Raw genomic sequence first — 21003 nt, forward strand, 5'->3', positions numbered from 1 at the left:
CGTCGGCGAGTTGGGCAGCGAGCGCGGCAAGATCGTCAAAGGCCGCATCCCGCTGGATGTTGGTGGCAACCGACGGACGCGAGGGTTCCGCGGTACGTCCGGGCGACGTCGGATGAAGTGGCGGCTGCATCGGACCCCATCAACCACGGCGTTCAGGCGGGCGCCGGCCAATTTGGCCTCCGCGCCGGTGGCGACGCGGAGGGCTGGATCTTGCCGACCCGTTCTACGCCCAGCGTCGCCGATTCGTCAATTGGCGCACGGTGGCCCTCTGCTGGCGGTTAGCGAGCCGGTCAATGGAACGGTCAGGGGGGATCAAGCGAACTGGTCCGCGAGCGCGTCAGTGGCACTGACCAGCACGTCGACGATGGCCGGATCGGCAGCGCTGTGACCGGCCAACACGACGTGCAGGCTGGCTTCAGGCCATGCGCGCGCGAGGTCGAAGGCGCTCTTGACGGGGCAGATGATGTCATAGCGGCCATGTACGATCGTGGCGGGGATTGCACGGATGCGCTCCACATTGCGCAGCAGCTGGTCCGCCTCGAGAAAGACGTTGTTGCGAAAGTAGTGAGCTTCCAGGCGTGCCAGGCTGACGGCGAGGGCAGGCTCCTCGTAGTCACCCTGTTCGTCGGGGTCGTGGACCAGCGTGGTGCAGCCGCCTTCCCAGTAGCTCCAGGCCAGGGCCGCGGCCACGCGGACCGATTCATCGTCGCTGTTCAGACGGCGCCAGTAGGCCTCGACCATGTCGCCACGCTCTTCGGGGGGAATCAGGTCGAGATAACGTTGCCAGCGTTCCGGAAAGATCCAGCGTGCACCGCCGTCCAGTTCATTGAACCAGCGTGTTTCCCCGGCGCTGCCCAGGAAAATGCCACGAAGCACCAGACCCAGGACGTGTTCCGGATGGGTTTGCGCGTAGGCCAGCGCCAGTGTCGAACCCCACGAACCGCCGAAGACAACCCAACGTTCGATACCGAACTGCTCGCGGATCCGTTCGATATCGGCCACCAGATGCCAGGTGGTGTTGTCACGCAGGTCGGCGTGGGGCGTGGACTTGCCCGCGCCACGCTGGTCAAAAAGAATGATGCGGTAACGGGCGGGGTCGAAGAAGCGCCGGTGAAAGGTGGACAGGCCCGCACCGGGGCCGCCGTGCAGAAACACCACTGGTAATCCCTCGGGGTTTCCGCATTCCTCGATGTGCAGTTCGTGAATATCGCTGACCGCAAGGCGCTGCGTGCGATAGGGCTCGATCTCGGGATACAGCTCGCGCATGACGTCCGTCCTGAAAGGAAGCGCAAGCATAGGCCGAAACCGCGCGTCACGGCGAGCAGCGCTGCGCCGGCGTAGCGCCGGCGCAGCGCCGATGCACTCAGGCGGCGGTTGATGAGGAGTACATCTGGATCACCCGCTCGATGGCGCGCCGGCATGCCGCGCAGAAGAAGTCGACACGCGAGAACATCATGCAGTTGACCTCCGAGCGGTAATAGCCCTTGGCGCGGTAGCCGGCGCCTTCGAAGGCGCCGACGTGACCCTTGTGTTTCTCGCGTGCGAACAGTTTCTTTTCTGTCGCCAGCTGTTCGCGAAATAGCGCTTCCATTTCGCTTTCCGGGCGCTTTTCCTTGCGCAGCTGGGCGCGCCGCTGCTCGATCTGGCGCCAGTAGGCTTCGGATTTTTCCTTGTTCCACGGTGTTGGCAACGGCGTGCCGGCGGTCACGAGGTCTGCCCACTTGAAGTTGGCTGGATCTTTCAGCGCGGTGGCGTTGGGCTCCCAGGGCTCCGTCGCCTCGGGCAGTCCGCCGTCGGCGAATGCGGCTACGTAGTATTCATCCGTCAAGCCGGCGAAGTGATGGCCGAATTCGTGGACGAAGATGTAGTTGGCGAAGGCATTGTCGACGGCGACGGTGCTGTACAGGTTGAAGATGCCGCCACCGCCGTAGGTGCGATTGTTGGCGAGGATCTCGATGAACTCGTACGGCGCAAACTGGGCGATCTTGCGCAGGGCCTTGTTGTCGGACGCAAGCATGTAGCGTTCGAAGCCGAAGGTGTCGTAGGCGGTACCGAGCGGTGAGTCGTGGTAGACGCCGGTGGAGGGGCGCGTCACGCCGCTTTCCGCGGACGGCGGGCAGAGCGCCCAGACGTTGAAATTCTTGCGGTGTTCCTTGAACGGTGCGATCGAAAACAGGACGTCGGTCATGCGCCGGGCGTCTGCGACGAATTTGTCCATTTCTGCGGCGGTATAGCCCTCGCCAAGGATGAGAAAGTCGACCTTGTCCGCGGGGTCGCCCATTTTCTGGATCTCGATCAGCGGTGCCGGCGGTACGGGTTTTGAACGATCGACAAACATGTCGGCTGGATCGATCGAGGTTTTCCAGATCGTCATCCAGGCGTTCTGCGGGTCGCGCTTCTTCAGCTCGATCTCGATGGGTTCCTGTGGCTCGGGAAAGCGCAGTGACTCGCTGAAGGTGCGGGTGGTCTTCGTGGCTTCCTCGGTGGTTTCCCATTCACCATAGATGGAAGCAAATCCGCGCGAGAAGAGCACCCTCCCGGACGCCTTGCTGCGCACTTCAAAGAAATACTTGCCGAGGTTCGACTGATCGATGGCCTGGGACGGATTGCCGGGCCACGGCAGGGGCTCGATCACGACACGGTCCACGCTGAAGACTTCGGTGGCAGCCGTGCCGGTATGGTAGTAGTCCAGTCGCATTGTCGCCGGCGCTGCGCTGCACGCGGCGCCGGCGTAGCCAAGGATCAGCAGGAGCAGTGAAAGGTACTTTGTCATTTTCCAGCAGCCATGCGCGTGAATGGGTCAATTGCCGGGCGCGCGGCATCCAGTGGCCGCGACCGATCGCCGGAGCATGCGGCTACCGTCGCTACATTGGCAAGCCGCAGGCACCGGCCTGCGGACCGCATCAGCCGTCGTCGTTGCCGGGCTGGTCGTCGCCGACCAGGGTCGGTTGTGTCGGCATCACGCCGGTCAGGAAGACAACGCCGTTCTGCACGATGTCGAAGCGCTGGCCGCGGGGATCGAAGTCCAGCGTCCGCTTGCCGTCTTCTGCGGGGCTGCGGTAATACACTTCGCCATACGTGTAATCTTTGTGCTGCTCCACGGTGACTTCGCCGCGATCCTCACCACCGATCACGATCCGATAGGTACCGAGGGGAACGTCTGCGGCGTAGACATGCAGCTGCACGCAGGCTTCGCGCAGCTCCAGGTCGGCCACGCCGTAGCCGCCGGCGGAGGTCTGCTGGCCCAGGTCGACCGCGTAGATCGCATTGCCGAATCCGGGCGCATCGGGATCGACGGTGGGCGGTGGCTCGTCGGCGGGAAAATCCACGCGCATCACTTCACTGCCGCTGTTGGCGCGCCGGATGCTCACGCGTTGCCCGCGGGGATCGAACTCCAGGGTGAGCCGGCCGGGTTCGGGCGGGCTGCGGAATTCCAGTTCGCCGCGGTTTCCCGCCGGTGTGGAGAACACGGTCATCTCGCCACGTTCTTCGCCACCGACCTCGACGGTGTAGGTGCCCGGATCCAGGTTCTCGACGCTGGTGCTGAATTCGCTGTAGCCCAGGGTCTCGGCAAATCGCGCCGTGCCGACGGTTTGCCCCAGGCCGGAGAGGGGCACCATAGGCTCGGTGATCTGGGTATCGCCGGTATCGTCCGCGTCGTCTGTGATGCTGCCGGTGCACCGCGAATTGAACAGCGAGCTCAACCGCCGGATCGGCATGCTTCCCGGCGGAAGGCGCGGATCGAGTGGCTGGTAGCGCACCGTGCCCTGGTCGCAGCTGGTGAATTCCACTTCCAGCGTGCCCCAGGCGGCCGTATTGACCTGCGAGGGATCAAACAGTGTGCCGAAACGTCCGCCGGTGGCGGTATAGGCCGACAGCGTGACCCGATCGCCGTTCACCGGCCCGCTGCCAACGACCCAGATCTGGCGCGCGTCGGCGTCGAAGGTGTACCAGTACGTCACCATCACCTTGCCGGTGGGCGAGTCGATCACCTCGACGCTGAATCCCTGGCCGCTGGTCGCCGGGTTGTACCAGCTGGCGCTGAAATCGCGGGTAATGGTGAGCGCATGGAGGGACGACGCGAACAGCAGTGCGGCAATGGCGCCGGATCCGATGCGGGCGGTCAGACGGGTGGACATCGCAGATCTCCCCGTGATGCAGCAGAGAGGGGCGGGCGATGGTCGTGCGAACACCCGTGCCGGGACGGCGTCCTCCCTGAAGCGCGGCCACGGCGGGGAAGAGTACCGCTGCCCCCGATTGGCCGGGCCAATATACGCCCAACGCATCGCACCTGCATGCCGCGCGCGCCCGCGCTCCGTACCCGCACCGCGATGAATCAGCGGTGCGTCGTGTGGCGGGGCAAGCCGAGTGAGATCACTGCGGTCGCGCCAAGCATCAGGGCGGATACCCAGAGGCAGGCGGCCAGTCCCCATTCCTGGAAGATCCACCCGGAGAGCACGGTGCCCAGGAGCCGGCCGAGCGCATTGGCCATGTAGTAGAAGCCGATATCCAGCGAAACGCCGTCTTCGTTCGCATAGCTGACGATGAGGTAGCTGTGCAGCGAGGAATTGATGGCGAAAAGGATGCCGAAGATCACCAGTCCGCCCGTCACGACAAGCGTTGGAGAAGTCGTGGGGAGCAGCAGCGCCATGATGGCCGGGGTCGCTGTCAGCGCCATGGCCCAGCTACCGGCCGAGCGGCCGTCTGGTACCCGGCCTTGGCGCTTTCCGGTCAGGTACGGGGCGATCATCTGCACGACGCCGTAGACGATGACCCAGCCGGCGAGGAATGCGCCGATACCTGCCGTGTTCCAGTGCAAGGTGGTGGCGAGGTACACCGGCAGCGCAACGACGAACCAGACGTCGCGCGCACCGAACAGGAACAGGCGTGCCGCCGACAGCGTGTTGACAGCCGGGCTCTTGGAGAACAGGTCCCTGAACCGGGGTTTGTTGCTGGCCTTTCCAAGATCGCGCTGCAGACAGGCCAGGCTGAATATCCACACGCTCGCGAGCGATGCGGCGAGCAGGGCGATGGCATGGCCGAATCCCAGCGTGGCGAGCAGGGCTCCGCCGAGAAAGAAGCCCGTGCCCTTGAGCGCGTTCTTGGATCCGGTGAGCGCGGCCACCCAGCGAAACAGGGTGCCGTGCTGATCTGCCGGCACCAGTCGCTTGATGCTGCTCTTGGCGCTCATTTTGTTGAGGTCCTTGGCGATGCCCGAAAGCGCCTGGGCGCCCATGACCCACGGCACGGTGAGCCAGCTGGCAGGCAGCGTGAGCATGCCCAGTGCGACGACCTGCAGGCCAAGGCCCAGATTCATCGTGTGATTGAGGCCGATGCGTGCCCCCAGCCAGCCGCCGAAAAGGTTCGTGACGACGCCGAAGGCCTCGTAGAACAGGAACAGCAGCGCGACCTGCAGCGGCGTGTAGCCCAGCTGGTGAAAGTGCAGCACCACCAGCATGCGCAACGCGCCGTCGGTCAGGGTAAACGCCCAGTAGTTGCCGGTGACGAGCAGGTACTGTCGAATTTCCGCAGACAGGCGCGGCATCTGCTTACCCGGCGCGGCCGACCAGCTGCACCAGCTCGACGGTGCGATTCACATAGCCCCATTCGTTGTCGTACCAGGCATAGACCTTGACGTGGGTGCCGTTGACCACCCGCGTCGACAACGCATCGATGATTCCCGAACGCGGATCACCGCGATAGTCCATCGATACCAATGGGCGTTCCTCGTAACCCAGGATGCCCTCAAGCGCCTGTTCGGATGCGGTCTTGAACAGCGCATTGACTTCCCCGGCTGTCGTGGGCCGTTCGACTTCGAACACGCAGTCGGTGAGCGATGCATTGGTCAAGGGGACCCGGACGGCATGACCGTCCAGTCGCCCTTTCAATTCCGGAAAGATCGACGCGATTGCCGTGGCGGAGCCGGTGGATGTGGGAATGAGGCTCGAACCGCAGGCGCGTGCGCGGCGGAGGTCCTTGTGCGGGGCATCAACGATGACCTGCGTGTTGGTGAGGCTGTGGATCGTCGTCAGACTGCCGTGGCGAACGCCGAGGTTTTCATGAATGACCTTGACGACGGGTGCAAAGCAGTTCGTCGTGCACGAGGCAGCCGTGACGATGCGATGGAGGGCAGGATCAAAGCGCTGGTGATTGACGCCCATGACCACGTCGAGTACGCCGGGCTCCTTCACGGGTGCGGTAACCACGACCCGCTTGACGCCTTGTTCCAGATACGACGCGAGAACCGCGGATTTCCGGAATTTGCCGGATGCCTCGATGACCACATCAGTACCGGACCAATCCGTATCGCCGATGTGAGTGTGGCGCGTGAGGGGGATGCGCTGATCGCCGATGATGATCGTGTCGCCGTCCGCTGTCGCCGTGTGCATCCAGCGGCCGTGAATGGAGTCGAAGTTGAGCAGGTGCGCGAAGGTGGCGGCGTCGCCCGCCGGATCGTTGATGTGGGTGATACGCAGCCCGGGCGACTGCCAAGCGACGCGCAAGGCGAGGCGTCCCATGCGACCGAAACCGTTGATTCCGACAGATATAGTCATGACGAAGTGTGCGCGAGGAAGTGATGGGTTCAGCGGAGTCGGACGCCCTTGGGGACGCGCGGTTTGGTGGCCGGAAAACACCGGCCTGGATCGCCGTCACAGCAGTTTCGGGTGAGGTAGTCGATCAGTTCCTGCATGACGGGAAAATTGGCGCGGTAGCGGATGAATCGCCCGTTCTGCTCGCTGGTGACGAGGTTGGCGTGGCTCAGCGTCTTGAGGTGGAATGACAACGTGTTTGCAGGCATCTGAAGACCTGCGGCCATGTCGCCGGGAAATGCGCCGTCCTGTCCGCGTTCCACCAGATGGCGGAACACGGAAAGGCGCGAGGTGTGGGCGAGCGCGGCGAGCGCGACGACGGCGACGTTCATATCCATTATTCCAGGATCGTCGAAATATGGAACGATTGCAAGCCGGGGTATCCGGCCGCTACGTGCGCCGCAGGCAGCAGCCGAGTCGGAACGCGAGCAGGCAGTGGGAAGAGGCGGCGTGTTCGCGCTTAGCAAACGGGTGGCAGATCTGTCCGCTCAGGCCCGTGGGCGGCATCTCCGATGGCGCCACGCCCACGTCCGTTGCACCAACGCGTCCGGCGGGATGTCGTCGGGTGCCGAACAGCCAGTCCCACACGAGAAGGGTGGCGCCGTAGTTGCCGTTGGCGACGGTGATGTCCTTGGCGTGATGCCAGCGATGGACTTCGGCCATGCTAAATAGCCAGTTCAGTGGTCCGAGCCGGAAGTCGACGTTGGCATGACTGAGTACGCCGTGCACATTGTGCAGCGCGCCGGCAATGAAGAGCACGGGAGCCGATACGCCAAGCAGAGCCAGCGGCAGCAGCGTCAGCGCAGCAGTCAGAAAAGCGTTGATGGGATGAAAGCGTGCGAAATTGAGCGTGTAGAGCCGATCGGGGGCGTGGTGTATGGCGTGTACGCGCCACAGGAAACCGCCCGTTTCATGGCTGATGCGGTGATACAGGTAGGGAAGGAAATCGCCGACGGCGAGGGCCAGCAGCACTTGCACGACGATGGGCGCCTGATCTGGCCACACGCTGAACTGCCATGGAGATGCGTGCGACAGGGCGATCATCGCAAGCCCCCAGATGCCGGCTTCGGCAATGATGACAGTGAGCTGGCTCAGTGCCAGGTAGGCCAGGTCCTGGCGACTGCCGTCGGTGCTGTTCCAGGCCGCTTCGTAGGGGATGTACCGCTCCAGCGCGAACAGGATCAGCCCGGCACCGCCGATGAGTAGCGGCATCAGCCAGGATGCGGTGTGCGGTGCATAGAAGATGGCCGCAAGCCAGCCCACACCGACGAAGACAACCGGGAAGGCCAGGCGCCGCAACCAGCGAACAGAAAGGGTATTCATGGCAGTTCCAGAGGCATTAGTGCGCATACGTGCACATGTTGGGGAAAATAGTCAGCAGCATTGCTTGACCATGGCGCGTACCTGCGCCAGGAGCTTCTCCAGATAGGCGACGACGTAGTCGCCCTGGATCCGGTATATCCGGTGTCGTCCTTCCTTGACGGAGTGGAGGATGCCGGCGTCTTCCAGCACCTTCAGGTGGCGCGAAACGACGGAGCGGTCCTGGGGAACGGCATCGGCCAGCGCATTGATGTCGGTGGGCCCCTTCGCAATCAACGCGGCGAGCAACTCGACCCGTGCCGGTTCACACAGCGCGCGGAAAAACGCCGTATCCAGCGTCTGGGTGAATTGCCGGGCAATGGTGGGGGCGGCGCGCGAAGTGGTCATGCGTGCATGTTAATGCACATATTGGGTGTGTGCAACCCGCAGCGGGTCACCGGTGCTCACGTGGATGCATTGCCTGCCGTGCGATGAGGATGGCGACGACCAGCGCGACGGCCAGCGCCAGGAATACGGGTGCCGGCGCCACCCACGCTGCGGCGCCGGCCGCGGCGACGGGGCCTGTTGCACGTGCGGCACCCTGCCAGCGTGCGACGCGTCCATTCACCTGTCCTGCGCTGGCGACGCCGTAGCGGAGCGGTACCAGCCAGGGCCGCAGCACCGTCAGCATCCCTGCGCCTACGCCAAAGCAGACGACACCGGCAAACGCGCCGAACAGCCCTGGGGCGAGAACGAGTATGGCCAGGCCAGCTGCCTGCATCGCCAGAGCGCCCGTGAGCAAGCGCACTGGCGACACGGATGCGGCGCCGTGCACGAACCAGATCCGTCCGGGGAGTTGCGAGATTCCCAATCCAGCCAGGACGATCGCCGCCTGGTCAATGCGGTGCCCCTTGCCTACCAGGAAGGGAATGGTCATCGTCGTGACTGCCATCGCTGCCAGCAGGCCGATGACGAATGGCGCGGCGAAGGCAAAGATCGGCGCCGGTCCTGCGGAAGTGGGATGCGTGGATCGTGTGATGTCGGAGACGGTGTCCGGCAGATTGCCGAGTGGCCGCAATGCCCACCGTTCCATTGCCCAGGCAGCGACAAGCCAGATCACGACCAGCACGCGCAGAGTCAGTCGCCAGTCCAGCCAGTGTGCTCCCCAGCCCGCCAGTGGCACGAAAACAGTGCTCGCCAGGCCGCCAAACACGGTGATGCTGGCCAACGCCCGCAATCGCGCAGTGGTGTCTTCGATATGACGGGTCACGAGCGCAAATACCGTTTCGTAGAGTACGAGCGCCATGCCTGCGCCAAGACCGCACCAGATGAGGTAGAGCCCCGCAATTCCGGGCGTCAGGGACCATGCGTAGAGCAGGGCGGCACATAGCAGGACGCCTGCGCGCAGCAGTGGGATGCCGAACCCCTGATCCAGCCATCGCCCGATGGGCGCCGCGAGCAATGCGCTGACGGCCAGGCCGGCTGACAAGGCACCTGCGACAAACGTATCTGTCACGCCGAATTCCTGGCGCATTGGCACCAGGAACACGGCGAAGGCGTAGTACCCAATGCCCCAGAACACGCATTGTGCGGCGCCCAGTGTCCAGATCGTGAGTCGCGTCATTGACTCAGGTGCGCGAGCAGCACGAAGTGGTGGCGGGAGGCAGCACGGGAGCTGCCGGGACGCTATTGCATCCGCAACCGGCTTTTCCCTCGGCTTTCGCAGTGGCGTCACGGGAGCAGCACGCATTCACGCCGTCGGGCGCCGGGCCGCCGCAGCATGTCGAAGCGTCCTGCGTTGAAGGGGACGATGTGTCGGGTGCCGCAGCACCACAACAGCTGGCAGCGGCGCGTTCTTCGGCGTCGAACTGGGTGCTGCAGACGCCGGTCTCCGGCAGTTGCAGCGCAACGCGTCGTGCGGCCTCCCAGTCTCCTGCGATCGCCGCCGCAACGGAACGCACCTGCTCGTAGCCGGTGAGCAGCAGAAAGGTCGGGGCGCGTCCGTAGCTCTTCATGCCCACAATGTAGAGGCCGGCGTCCGGTTGTGCGAGTTCGAGTGCGCCGTGCGGCCGCACCGTACCGCAGCTGTGCTGGTTCGGATCGATCAAGGGTGCGAGCCGGCGGGGGCTTTGCGTTGCCGGATCCAGGTCCAGGCGCACTTCGTCCAGCAACGCAAGGTCCGGACGAAAGCCGGTTGCGGCGATGATCTCATCCACTGCTGGCAGGGGCGAACCGTCGCTCCAGGCAATGATGCCGCGCCCGGTGGGCTCGAGCCGGTCGATGTGCGCGGCTGCCAGCAGCTCAATCTCTTCGGCCGCGATTCGGTCGGCAATGCGCAGGCCGAGTCGACCACGTTCCTTGAGCTGGTCGTTTTCGCCGCCGCCGAGGACGCGTCGCAGTGACGGCCGGCGGACCGCCCAGGTGATGGTGGTGCCCGGCGCTGATCGACGGAGTGTCGCGAGGTCTTCCAGCGCATTGAGAGCGGAGTGCCCACTGCCGACGACGAGCACGCGCTTTCCCGCGTACCGTTCCCGTTCCGTGTTCAGCACATCGGGTATTCCGTAGCGCACGTGACCGGCGACAGCGCGCTCGCCCATCGCGGGGATGCCGGAGGCACCGACGGGATTGGGTGCCTGCCAGGTACCCGACGCGTCAATCACGGCCCGCGCAAGGATTTCATGCTCGCCGGTCGCGTCGGTGTAGCGGACGACGAACGGCGACTCGTCGCGTCCGGCATCTTTCATCCGGTCGCGCTGCCGTTTGCTGACGGCAGTGACCCGAGCACCCAGCCGGATGGCGTCGGCCAGTGACGGTGTCGCGGCGAGGGGCTCCAGGTACTGCGAGACCAGGTCTGCGCCAGTCGGGTACGACGCCGGGTCGGGCGAACGCCAGCCCTGTTCTTCCAGCAGCTCGGCGGCCAGCGGGTCGATGTTGTAGGCCCAGGGAGAGAACAGCCGGACGTGTCCCCATTCCCGGATGGAGGCGCCAACCCGGGTGCCTGCTTCCAGCACGACGGGCGACAGATGGCGCGATTGCAGGTGCAGCGCCGCTGCGAGACCGACGGGCCCGGCGCCAATGACGACAGTGGGAAGTGCTGTGAGTGACATCGTGATACTCCTAGCAGGCCGTTGAGAAAACCCAATTTCCGCCCAGATCAAGCTGGCCAAGTGTTCGTTCGTGGTGCAGTAGCTGATCGATAGTGTGGGACTTGCGAGCTACGTCGGCGAAGGATTCCACCATCCTTGGATGCCACCGATGCGGATCAAGTTGTAGGCGGCGAATGTCCAAGTAACCCATGCGCGCACAGCCGGAAGTCCCACGCGAGTCAGCTTTCGAAGTTCACCGATGGTCTTGACCCAACCAAATCCTTGCTCGATCTTCTTTCGAACCCGCTGGCTGATCGCGTATCCCTTGCTTGATGCGGTGCGTCCGTCAACTGCACTTCGACGGTGGCTATTGTTCTGGGCAACGTGAGGCTTGATACCACGCTCCTTCAACGCGGCTACGAAAGCATGAGTGTCATAGGCTTTGTCTGCACCCAATGTGCATCCGGCGCCCAGGAGCATTTCGTCGACCAGCAACAGGCCGCTTTCTCGCTCGGATGTCCCAGTCGCATGGCGTACATCAACTCCCACCAGCAGACCGTTCCGGTTCTCCATCAATGTGCTGGCTTGGTAGCACAGCTTGGCTTCCTTGCCAGCACCTTTGCGCATCAAGCGTGCGTCGGGATCCGTCGTAGATTCGTGTGTTTCGTTACTGCGCTTTTGACCGTGAAAGTTTCCGCTGTCATCGCTACCGTCGCCGTCCTTCGGGCGAAAGCTTTTGTGAGAGGCCCAAGCCTCCAACAGTGTTCCGTCCACCGAAAAGTGCTCGTTACTCACCAGCTGTTTGAGCTGCGCCACCAACACGGTGTGATCGAAAAATCGTTGGGCGATCTCTTCATCGAACAACCGATCTCGATTGAACGAGAAGGTGGAATGGTCCCATACTCGATCGTCGATATTCAGGCCAACAAACCAGCGAAACAGAAGGTTGTAGTCCAGCTGTTCCATCAGCAGTCGCTCGCTGCGTACGCTGTACACGACCTGCAACAGCGATGCACGAAGCAACCGTTCCGGCGGAATGGACGGCCGCCCGATCCTGGCATAACGCGACTCGAATAGTTCGTCCATATTTGCCAAGATTCCGTCAACCAATTCCCGCAACTGACGAATGGGATGATCCGGCGGAACGCGTGCCTCGACCGATACGTAGGAGAACAATCCGAGTTGCTGAACGTCCGGTGTTCGCATGCTGAGTGGCTTCAGTCAATGGCGGAATGCTGCATTTTGCACTGAATGGGGCTTTCTCAACAGCCTGCTAGGAGAGGGGAGTGGCGGCGGTGTGGCCGCTGAGGTTTTCCGTGATCAGGCGTTCGACAATGATCACGTCGAGCCATCGGCCATCGAGCTGGCCGTGTTTCTCGTAGTAGCCGACTTCGCGAAAACCGCAGGCACGGCATAGGCCGCGGCTGGCCGAATTGAAGGGGAAGATTCGCGACAGCAGTTTCCAGAAGCCGCGTTGGCGCGCGGCATCGACCAGCGCGTCCAGGAGGCGGTGGCCGATCCCTTTGCCGCGCGCTGCGGGAGCCAGGTAGATGGAGAATTCGGCAATACCGGCGTAGCAGTCGCGCGGGCGATAGGCGCTCAGTGCCGCCCAGCCCAGGACGGTGCCATCCGCTTCAGCGACGAGCACGGGATGGCGGTCCTGGGCGTCGATTCGCGCTGCCATTTCCTGTGGCGCGCGCAGTTGTGTTTCAAAGGTCGCCGTTCTCTCCGTGATGCCCTGGTTGTAGATCACGGTGATGGCGTCCGCATCCTTTGCCTGGGCCTGTCGAATCAAGGTCATCTGGTTCACCTGATTGGTACTAACAACTAAATGGGCAAAAAAGGGGTCAGCCGCATTCCTTGCCAGGCCCGCAGACGGGACCGCAGTCACCGACGCTGACGCCGCTGACGAAGCGCGCGTGTGCAGCGCGCGCCAAGCGGCGGATGACAGCGGCGGCGGCGGCTCGGGTCGGTGCATCCAGATCGCGCAGCATCTGCGCCTGTTGCGCGATGAGTTCGCGGTTGATCGCGTCGTACAAGGATTTTCCCGAACGCGTAGCGCGCAGCGACAGCGCGCGCGCGTCCGTCTCGTCGGGAAGGCGCTCGACGTAGCCCTTGCGTTCCAGAGCATCAATCACACGCGTCGTGGTGCTTTTGTCGAGCATCAGCTGGTCGGCCAGTGCCAGGCTGCGCATCGGTCCTTTTTCGACCAGGGCCTCGAGGGCATAGCACTGGGTGACGGAGATGTCGTGGCAGCAGATCTTGTCGCGATCCCGGAACTGGTACACGCGCACCAGCTCCGCCAGCGCCGCGTGCAGCTCTGCCGCATCGGCAGCCAGGGCGGCGTCGTCTTCGAGGAGGTGTTTGCGTGGCCGGGAATTTAATTGCATGTGACAACTATATGCGCCGCCCCGGGCAGTTGTCAACCGGTCAGAAGGGCCCGGCCACACCGGGCCCTTTGCGGCGAAACGCGCTATCGAATCGTGGTGCTGCTGCCCCGTGCCGGCGCATCGTCCGCGCCGCCGTTCTGGTCGATTCCGTCCGGGCCCAGGGAATACAAGCGGAAGCTGCTCAGGTCGGGCGACTTCCGGTACACGAAGGGGCGACCATATCCATCGATGAGTACCTCCGGAGTGGCGCCCTGGTCGGGATACCGCTCGCGAACCGCTGCGACAAATGCGGCCTCGTCCGGGACGAACAGCTGCGGGTTCTTGTCGCGCAGGCCGCGAACGATCTCGACCAGGACTTCCAGTCGCCGCTCGGACACTTCAACGGCCTCGGCACTCCATTCGGTTCGCCGGGGCTGAGGGGCCGCGGCCGCCGGAGACGAAGCTGCCGATGTCGGCGATGGTGGCGACCCCGGGGAGCACGCAGCGAGAGAAAGAATCAGTGGAATGACGGCACTGCGCAACGTGAAAGGCGGCATGGAACGTTCCTGCAACGAAACGCGCACAGTACCCGGATCACGCCAGGCCCGGAAGGTGTCCGGAAGCGGCCGGCTGTCAGGGTTCGAATCCGTCGTCGAACAGCGCATCGGTGACAGGCGCTGCCGGCTGACGGTAGATGTCGAAGTCGGCACTTCCGACGGGATGTTCCCGACCCCAGTACAGCTGGACGGAATTCGGCGATGTTCCAACCAGCGGATGCGGCTCTACATCATTGGCATCGTCGGTCTCGCCGTGCGCGATGGGCTCTTCGAACGTGCTGGCATCCGTGGAGCGTCGCGAGTAGATGTCGTACTGGTCGCCGTTGGCGCGAATGTGGAAGACGACGAAAGCCTGGTCTGGCATGACGACGGGCACCGAGTCGTGGTTGTCGCCGTCCACCGCCAGGGGAATCGCGCTGGCGCTCCAATCCCGGATATTGGTCGTGGTTCTCGCATAGAGAGACAACGGAGACGATCCGACCTGGTAAGTGACCAGATAGCGACCATCGCTGGCGCGGTAGGCGATGCGTGGCAGCTGGCTGTTGCCCGGCGCGATCGCCGTCTTGAGCGAGTCCCAGCTGGCGCCATTGTCCGTGGACTGGGAGACGTAGGAACTGCCCCCGAGCCGGTGATAGCTCAGGGTCAACGTGCCGTCCGGATGGCGAATCACGTGGGGATTGACCTCGCCGCCGGTCGTCCATCCCAGCGACAGCGTGCCCTGTTCGGTGAAACTCAGCCCGTCAGCCGATGTTGCGCGAAACAGGCGAAAACTGGAGGCGCCGCCGCTACCTTTGAGATAGAACAGGACAAAGCTGCCGTCGCCCAGTTGCACCAGCGCCGGATGGCGTTCGTTGGCGGACGATGCAATGACGGCCGATGGCGTACTCCACGTGCTGCCGTCGTCCACGGACCGTGAAACCCACAAATCGCCGGAGAAACTGGCGTTGAGTCGCTCGAACACCATCACCAGCGTGCCGTCGGTCGCGCGAACGATGGCGGGTTGGTAATCGGTACCAGGGCCAGAGGTCACCGCCACCTGTGCCATTGCCATCGCTGGCAGCACCGTTGCGATCACGCCTGCTGCTCGTCGAATCACGCTGCACTCCTGCTATGACGCGCCCGCGTCGTCAATACGGCTACAGTGCATGATCGCGGCAAGGTTGGCCACAGTGCCAGATCAGCCAGCCGCCAGCTTGATCGCAGCGCGAATTCGCGGATACGTGCCACATCGGCAGACGTTCTCGATGGCGTCGATCTGTGCATCGGTCGGATGGGGTGTCGTTCGCAGCAGCGCGACGGCGGCCATGATCTGCCCGGGCTGGCAGTAGCCGCATTGGGCGACATCCAGATCGATCCACGCTTGCTGAACGGGATGCAGCGCGTCACCCTGGGCAAGACCTTCGATCGTGGTGACGCTCGATCCGGCGGGCAACTGGGCCATCGTCATGGTGCACGGCGTGAACGCGGCTCCATCGAGGTGGCAGGTACAGGCGCGGCAAACACCGACACCGCAACCGTACTTGGGCCCGGTGATGCCCAGCTTGTCGCGCAGCACCCACAGCAGCGACATATCCGACGGGGCTTCCACGCTGACAGACGCGCCGTTGACGACGAAATGGTAGACCGGCATGACGGACTCCGTGGCTCAGCCGATGAGGGGAAAGCGTCGCGCGGGTATTCCCGTGGCGCGGGCATAGGCGTTCGCCACGGCGGCGGCCGCCGCCGGCACGCCCAGTTCGCCGGCGCCGCCGGGTTCATCGGCGCCAGCCAGGATGTGGGCTTCGAATCGCGGCGGGCTCTGGCGCATTCGCGCATAGTGGAAATCAGCAAAACTGCCCTCGCGCACGGCGCCGTTGTCGATGTGCAGGCCGGCGTACAGCGTGACCGAAATGCCGTCGATCAGCGCACCCATCAATTGCGCTTCCAGTCCCCGCGGATTGATGACCGTTCCGACATCCGCCGCGACGACGGCACGGGTCACGCGTGGCGCCGCGGGCGCCGTGCAATCGATTTCCACGAGGTAGGCGACGCAGGAGCCGTACTCCTCCCAGATGGCGACGCCCTGCGCGTGGCGCGCGGGCATCGCCCGTCCCCACTGGCCCGCGGCGGCGACGCGATCGAGCGCAGCGACGGCGCGCGTGGAGCGCAGGCGGCTGCGCCGGAAGGAGACCGGGTCGCGCCCCAGTCTTGCGGCGATCGCGTCTACCATGACTTCGTGCACCACGCCGGTCATGCCCGAAAAGACGCCGCGCCAGCTTCCGGTCGGCAGGTCGAGCGGCACTTCGTGGAGAAGATCGGTCACCACGCCAAATTCGTAGGGAATCTTCTGGGTGAGGTGGTAGAAGCCCTGGCCGGCGAGCGCCGGAGCGGCGGCGAATCCGACCGCAGAAATCGCCTCGCCGATGCCATGGCCCAGATCAGTGCGGACGGCGGCCATGCGGTGTTCATAGCTCAGCACCGCGCCGAGCAGGTGCGTGGCGCGTACGCGATGGAAACTGGCCGGGCGCATCCGGCCGTGCCGCGTATCGTCGTTGCGCGTCCAGAGCAGCTTGACCGGACGGCCAATCCGCTGGGAGATCACTGCCGCCTCCAGCGCTGCATCGAAGAACAGGCGCCGACCGAACGACCCTCCGCCGCGCACGACGTTGACTGTTACGTCCCACAACGGAATTCCCAGGCACGCTGCGATCGTTTCCTGCGCGATGATCGGTGACTTCCCGGCATACCAGATCTGTGCGCGACCGTTGCGGACATCGGCGACGGCACCGAGTGTTTCCAGCGGCGCGTGGCTGACAAAGCTGAAATCGAATGTGGCTTCCACGTACTGGGACAGCAGTGGTGGTACGACCAGCGGCGGCACAGCATTGCGCAGTTGCGCCCGGATCTGCGCGTCCGACACGCCGACCAGGCTCCCGGGACGCCAGGTTACCTGCAGTGCGTCGCGCGCCTTCAGGGCCTGGTCGAAGGTCTCGGCGACGACGGCAATGCCGCTGTCGATGGGAACGATGGCGACCACGCCCGGCAATAGGCGTGCCGCGGCATCGCTATAGCTCTGCACGCTGCCGTTGAGCGTCGGTGCGCGGGCGACCACGGTCGGCAATGCGCCAGCAACAGGCAAGTCCATGGCATAGCGTGCCTGGCCGGTGACAATAGCGCGGGCATCGACGCGCGTCGTCGGGGTACCGATGACACGGTACTGGGCGGCGGCCTTGGGTGTGGCGGGAACGACCGGCACGTGCACAGCTGCCGCGTCCGCCGACAGCGATCCATACGTGGCGCGACGCCCGTCGGGCGCCAAGACGGTGCTGTCGCGCGTCGCCAGGATGGAGGCCGGCAGCTGCCAGCGATGTGCTGCAGCCGTAACCAGGCGCGCCCGTGCGGCGGCCGCGACGATGCGCAATGGTCGCCAGAGGGAACGCATCGTATTGGACGAGCCGGTCAGCTGATTGAACAGCAGCTCGGGGCGCGCGCGGCTGAGTACGACGTCGACATCGCCCAGGGCTGCGTCGAGTTCCTCCGCCACGATCATGGCGGCCGCGGTCGTGATGCCCTGGCCGACTTCTGCCCGCGGCAGCTCAAGGCGTACGCCGCCATCTGGTGCGATCGTCAGTACCAGGTCGAAGGCGGTGAGCGATCCTGCCAGGATCAGCACGTTGCCCAGGTCCGGTCCGTCGATCCGAGCCTCCGGTGATGCCGCGTGCGCCTGCGCCCCCAGCCCCCATTGAACGGCGACGGTCAGTGCCGGCGCAGACACCAGGAACGCAAGAAATCCGCGCCGCTGCGGCTGCGACGGCGCATCGACGCGTTCCGGCGCGGATGATTGCGTGGTGGCGTCCATGGCGCGTTTTCCCGGGCAGTTGATCGCCCAGGTATAGAAAGCGGCCTGCGAATGTGTCTTGTCCAACGGCGCCACCGTCCCGGTGGAAACCACTCATCCAGAAATGGACAAGTGGCTCAGGCGTCACTCCGGTCGGACCAGATACACCGGGTGGGCGCCGCCCACCACCCAGGCCAGGCAATCGAGCGAAGGCACATAGGCGAGCGAGGCGATATGGTTGTGACTGGACAGCGTCGCCGGCAGAGTGGGGCCGCTCACGGTGACGCTGTCGATGATCCAGGTACCTGTGACCGGATCGCCCGCCGGCGGGGTCAGCCGCGTCAGTGTGTTGCCGCCGCCGTTGGGCGCCCAGTAGTACTTGCCGCGCCAGGGGGCAAACACGTTGTAGCTGCCGGGCAGGATGCCGCTAGTGTTCAGCAGCTGCCAGCCCACGGTGGGATTGCCCGGATCGAATGCGTAGAGCTGCCCTTGCGCCCCCTGGCGGATCAGAAGACCCGCATGGAGGAAGCTACGCCCGCCGGTGACGCCAGCCACTGGCCAGTTGAAGGTGCCTACTGTCTTGAAGGTGCGGTCGGACAGGTCGAGGTACTCGACATCGCGATACCGTTCCAGGTTGGTCGGAAGGTTCCAGACGCGCGAACGCGCCGCGTCGAATACCGCACATCCTTCGTAATTCGTGCGCGCTGAGATTGCGTCCGTGTACCGCGAATGGGTAACTCTTGCTTCGCCCAGTTCGGTCCGATGCACGGCGCCACCCGTCACTGATTCATGCGCAATGGCGCCGCCCGTGACATGCAGCAGGCTGCCGCGCGGGCCGCCGCCGAGAGCTGGCGGCAACCAGACCTGATTCTGGTAGGTATGACGCGCGGCCGGTGTGCCATTGCTGCCGATGATTTCGTAGTACGGAGCCCCTGTCGTATCGCTCAGCCGGTGATTGTCGCGGCTGGGCGTCGCGTTGGGATTGACCGGGTCCAGCCGTTTCCAGCGTGCGTCCGTGAAGTCGAACAGCGCCGCCGAATAGTTGCGCCCGTCCGCGTGCCCGCCGGATGCAACGCCTGCCACGTAGGCGCCGCCCGCGGACCATTCCGGTGCCATCACGCCAGTGCACCAGGCCATCCACACCACCAGGTTCCACTGGCTGGGCGCGAGCTCGGGCGGCTTGATGTCCCCAAAGGTGTTCGCGCCGATGGCAACGACGCTGCCGCCGGCCGGTAGCGCATACGGTGGAGCGAACGTCGCGCTGGCGCCATAGCCGGGAAGCGCGCGACCGGCGATGACTGCGCCCATGTCCGGTGCGGCGCCGCTGTAGCCGTCCGTGATATTGGGGATGGCGATGCCGGCATTTTTCGGAGAGCTGCCAGCCGCCAGCGCAGGCACGTGCAATGTCGTCACTTCAACCAGATGGTTGGCTCCGACAGTGACTGCGGTCGAAAAGGGATTGGTGGTCGTCACCACATCGAATTGATGGCGACGCGTGGAGGTTCCGAACACCGGCGTCGTTGCCGCCTGTCCCGTACCGGCGATGGCCGCGGTGATGGTGCCGTAGGAAGCGCCGCTGTTGGACCACCAGGTGGAGCCATCGGGGAACCAGGCATTGTGAGTGAAATCGATGGGATTGCAGCCGGTCGATTCGACGGCCAGCGTTGCCCCCGAACTGCCGCGGTAGATCAGGATATTGTTGCGGTAACCCCAGTTGCGCAGCCCGCCGTTGTTGAACTGCACCCAGCCCCAGCCGGTGGTTCCCTCGGTCCGGACAATCGTGTTGTTGTAGATAAAGAAGCCGCTGCTGGTGGAGTTCAGCTTGAACGGTCCACGCATCGTGTTGATCGCAACGTTGCGGAAGCAATAGAGCGGCCCGCCGTACACGGGATCGACCGACAGCAAGGTGGCGCAATTGGTGATGTGATTGTCGTAGAAGCCGAGATTGCGCGTGCCGTAATCCGCTTCGAAGGCATCGTCGCCGGTCATCGTCACCTTGTTGCGGTAGAAATGAACAGCCGCAGACATCGTTCCGGCGATCACCGCAAAGGCGTCGCCAAACCCGTGCAGCGTATTGTTGAAGGCACAGTTTCCTTCGCCCGGAAGGCAAATGCCGTCGTCGTTCCAGGTGGCATTGGATTCGATCTCGGCCTGGGACCAGGGATTGTTGCCGGTCAACGTGCAGTGATGCACCAGGACGCCGCGTACCGTGGCATGGGCCTTGATGCCGACATCGACGCCGGTGATCACCAGGTTGCGCAGCGTGATGTTGGTCTGGCCCGGCGCGCCGTTCCAGAACTCGATGCCGCGCGAGGAAGCATTGGTTCCCGAGTTGGTGCCTGAACCCTGCAAGGTCAGGTTCTCGATCGTGACGTGGGATGCGCCAAGAATCTGCAACACGCGGCTGGGGCTGCTCAGGACAGTTCCCGCCTGCGAGGCGCCACGGATCACGATGGGTTGTTCCTGCGTACCGGAGCGGGAGATCTGCAGGCCCAGGTTGGTGTAGTTGCCGGCGGCCAGTTCCAGCACGTCGCCAGGGTTCAAGCCGGCCAGCATGCTGACCAGGTTGCCAGGATTGGCGGTCTTGTTGGGCGTGCCGGCCGCCGCAGGCAGCGGGCGTGTGGCGGCCTGCGTGGTATACACCTGCACTGCCTGGCCAATTTCGTTGACGATGAGCTGGATGTCGTAGGTGCGGCCCGGTTGCAGATCGAAGATCGTGCCGCCAAAGGCATCGACGGGCCCGACTGGTCCGGGTTCGCTGAAATCCGGCCGGATCCGCGCCAGCGGATGCGCAACCTTCCAGCTCGTTTCGCCCGCAAGGCGGTAGCGCATTTCGATCGACGTCGTGTAGGCAAACGCACGGGTAGTTGGCAGGTAGACGCCGATCTGTTCAGGCGTTGCCTGTTCCAGCGTGAATGTCAGGCCGCTGAGACCGTTCTGGAATCCATCGACGAAAATACGATCGTCGCTCTGTGCGAAGGCCGGCAAGGACCAGCCGCCCCATGCCAGGACGCCTGTGCCCAGGGCCCACTGCAGCATCGATCGGCGCTGCGTGTCCACGGTGGACGAATCGTGGTCATCCGGTGGAGGGGTGTCGGTCGGCGTGGGGCTCATGGCGGTCCAGGGAGGAGGGAGTGTTTCCCCAGCCTAGTGGCGCCAGTGTGCCTGGATCCCGTGAGCCGGTCACGAAATAGGCGTCAAATGCGGAAGATGGTGGCTGCCAGGTTGGCAACACGGGCAAAGGTGGCGCCGCGCCAGTACTGAAACACGTTTGCTACGCAATCG

18 protein-coding genes are annotated in these 21003 nt (G+C 64.2%); all 18 read right to left on the minus strand.

Translation table 11 applies throughout. The annotated features are described in order from the left end of the window. Window positions 1-312 precede the first annotated feature (312 nt). On the minus strand, window positions 313-1266 hold the full coding sequence (gene pip / locus N4264_RS13145) for a prolyl aminopeptidase (RefSeq protein WP_261697492.1): 954 nt from the start codon (window positions 1264-1266) through the stop codon (window positions 313-315). Window positions 1267-1363: 97 nt separating this feature from the next. Continuing rightward, the gene (locus N4264_RS13150; protein WP_261697493.1) at window positions 1364-2773 is read right to left on the minus strand and encodes an IgA Peptidase M64; all 1410 of its coding nucleotides are present in this window, start codon (window positions 2771-2773) and stop codon (window positions 1364-1366) included. 130 nt (window positions 2774-2903) lie between these two features. Next, window positions 2904-4139: a hypothetical protein gene (locus tag N4264_RS13155; protein WP_261697494.1), complete on the minus strand. Its 1236-nt coding sequence runs from the start codon at window positions 4137-4139 to the stop codon at window positions 2904-2906. Between the two features lie 197 nt (window positions 4140-4336). Continuing rightward, window positions 4337-5545: an organoarsenical effux MFS transporter ArsJ gene (gene arsJ, locus N4264_RS13160; protein WP_261697495.1), complete on the minus strand. Its 1209-nt coding sequence runs from the start codon at window positions 5543-5545 to the stop codon at window positions 4337-4339. Between the two features lie 4 nt (window positions 5546-5549). Then, window positions 5550-6554 (minus strand): ArsJ-associated glyceraldehyde-3-phosphate dehydrogenase, encoded by a 1005-nt coding sequence (locus tag N4264_RS13165; RefSeq protein WP_261697496.1) that lies wholly within the window; start codon window positions 6552-6554, stop codon window positions 5550-5552. Window positions 6555-6583: 29 nt separating this feature from the next. Beyond that, on the minus strand, window positions 6584-6922 hold the full coding sequence (locus tag N4264_RS13170; protein ID WP_425508324.1) for an ArsR/SmtB family transcription factor: 339 nt from the start codon (window positions 6920-6922) through the stop codon (window positions 6584-6586). 58 nt (window positions 6923-6980) lie between these two features. Continuing rightward, window positions 6981-7913 (minus strand): sterol desaturase family protein, encoded by a 933-nt coding sequence (locus N4264_RS13175; RefSeq protein ID WP_261697498.1) that lies wholly within the window; start codon window positions 7911-7913, stop codon window positions 6981-6983. Between the two features lie 51 nt (window positions 7914-7964). Further along, window positions 7965-8297 carry an ArsR/SmtB family transcription factor gene (locus N4264_RS13180; RefSeq protein ID WP_261697499.1) on the minus strand — a complete coding sequence of 111 codons (333 nt, stop codon included), beginning with the start codon at window positions 8295-8297 and terminating at the stop codon, window positions 7965-7967. 46 nt (window positions 8298-8343) lie between these two features. Continuing rightward, window positions 8344-9513, minus strand: a complete 1170-nt coding sequence (locus N4264_RS13185) for an MFS transporter (protein ID WP_261697500.1) — start codon at window positions 9511-9513, stop codon at window positions 8344-8346. Window positions 9514-9517: 4 nt separating this feature from the next. Continuing rightward, window positions 9518-10996 carry an NAD(P)-binding domain-containing protein gene (locus N4264_RS13190; RefSeq protein ID WP_261697501.1) on the minus strand — a complete coding sequence of 493 codons (1479 nt, stop codon included), beginning with the start codon at window positions 10994-10996 and terminating at the stop codon, window positions 9518-9520. A gap of 108 nt (window positions 10997-11104) precedes the next feature. Then, complete coding sequence (locus N4264_RS13195; RefSeq protein WP_261692907.1) at window positions 11105-12181, minus strand: IS5 family transposase; 1077 nt, start codon at window positions 12179-12181, stop codon at window positions 11105-11107. A 67-nt stretch (window positions 12182-12248) separates the two neighbouring features. Then, complete coding sequence (locus N4264_RS13200; protein WP_261697502.1) at window positions 12249-12776, minus strand: arsinothricin resistance N-acetyltransferase ArsN1 family A; 528 nt, start codon at window positions 12774-12776, stop codon at window positions 12249-12251. Window positions 12777-12822: 46 nt separating this feature from the next. Beyond that, the gene (locus N4264_RS13205) at window positions 12823-13365 is read right to left on the minus strand and encodes a MarR family winged helix-turn-helix transcriptional regulator (RefSeq protein ID WP_261697503.1); all 543 of its coding nucleotides are present in this window, start codon (window positions 13363-13365) and stop codon (window positions 12823-12825) included. Between the two features lie 83 nt (window positions 13366-13448). Continuing rightward, on the minus strand, window positions 13449-13742 hold the full coding sequence (locus tag N4264_RS13210) for a type II secretion system protein GspG (RefSeq protein WP_261697504.1): 294 nt from the start codon (window positions 13740-13742) through the stop codon (window positions 13449-13451). 235 nt (window positions 13743-13977) lie between these two features. Next, complete coding sequence (locus tag N4264_RS13215) at window positions 13978-14997, minus strand: sialidase family protein (RefSeq protein WP_261697505.1); 1020 nt, start codon at window positions 14995-14997, stop codon at window positions 13978-13980. Window positions 14998-15078: 81 nt separating this feature from the next. Then, the gene (locus tag N4264_RS13220) at window positions 15079-15531 is read right to left on the minus strand and encodes a (2Fe-2S)-binding protein (RefSeq protein ID WP_261697506.1); all 453 of its coding nucleotides are present in this window, start codon (window positions 15529-15531) and stop codon (window positions 15079-15081) included. 15 nt (window positions 15532-15546) lie between these two features. Next, the gene (locus N4264_RS13225) at window positions 15547-17805 is read right to left on the minus strand and encodes a xanthine dehydrogenase family protein molybdopterin-binding subunit (protein ID WP_261697507.1); all 2259 of its coding nucleotides are present in this window, start codon (window positions 17803-17805) and stop codon (window positions 15547-15549) included. Between the two features lie 57 nt (window positions 17806-17862). Then, entirely contained in the window at window positions 17863-20832 is a 2970-nt protein-coding gene (locus N4264_RS13230; RefSeq protein WP_261697508.1) for a chondroitinase-B domain-containing protein, read from the minus strand. Between the last annotated feature and the right edge of the window lie 171 nt (window positions 20833-21003).

The organism is Tahibacter amnicola (genome assembly GCF_025398735.1).
Taxonomy (GTDB): domain Bacteria; phylum Pseudomonadota; class Gammaproteobacteria; order Xanthomonadales; family Rhodanobacteraceae; genus Tahibacter; species Tahibacter amnicola.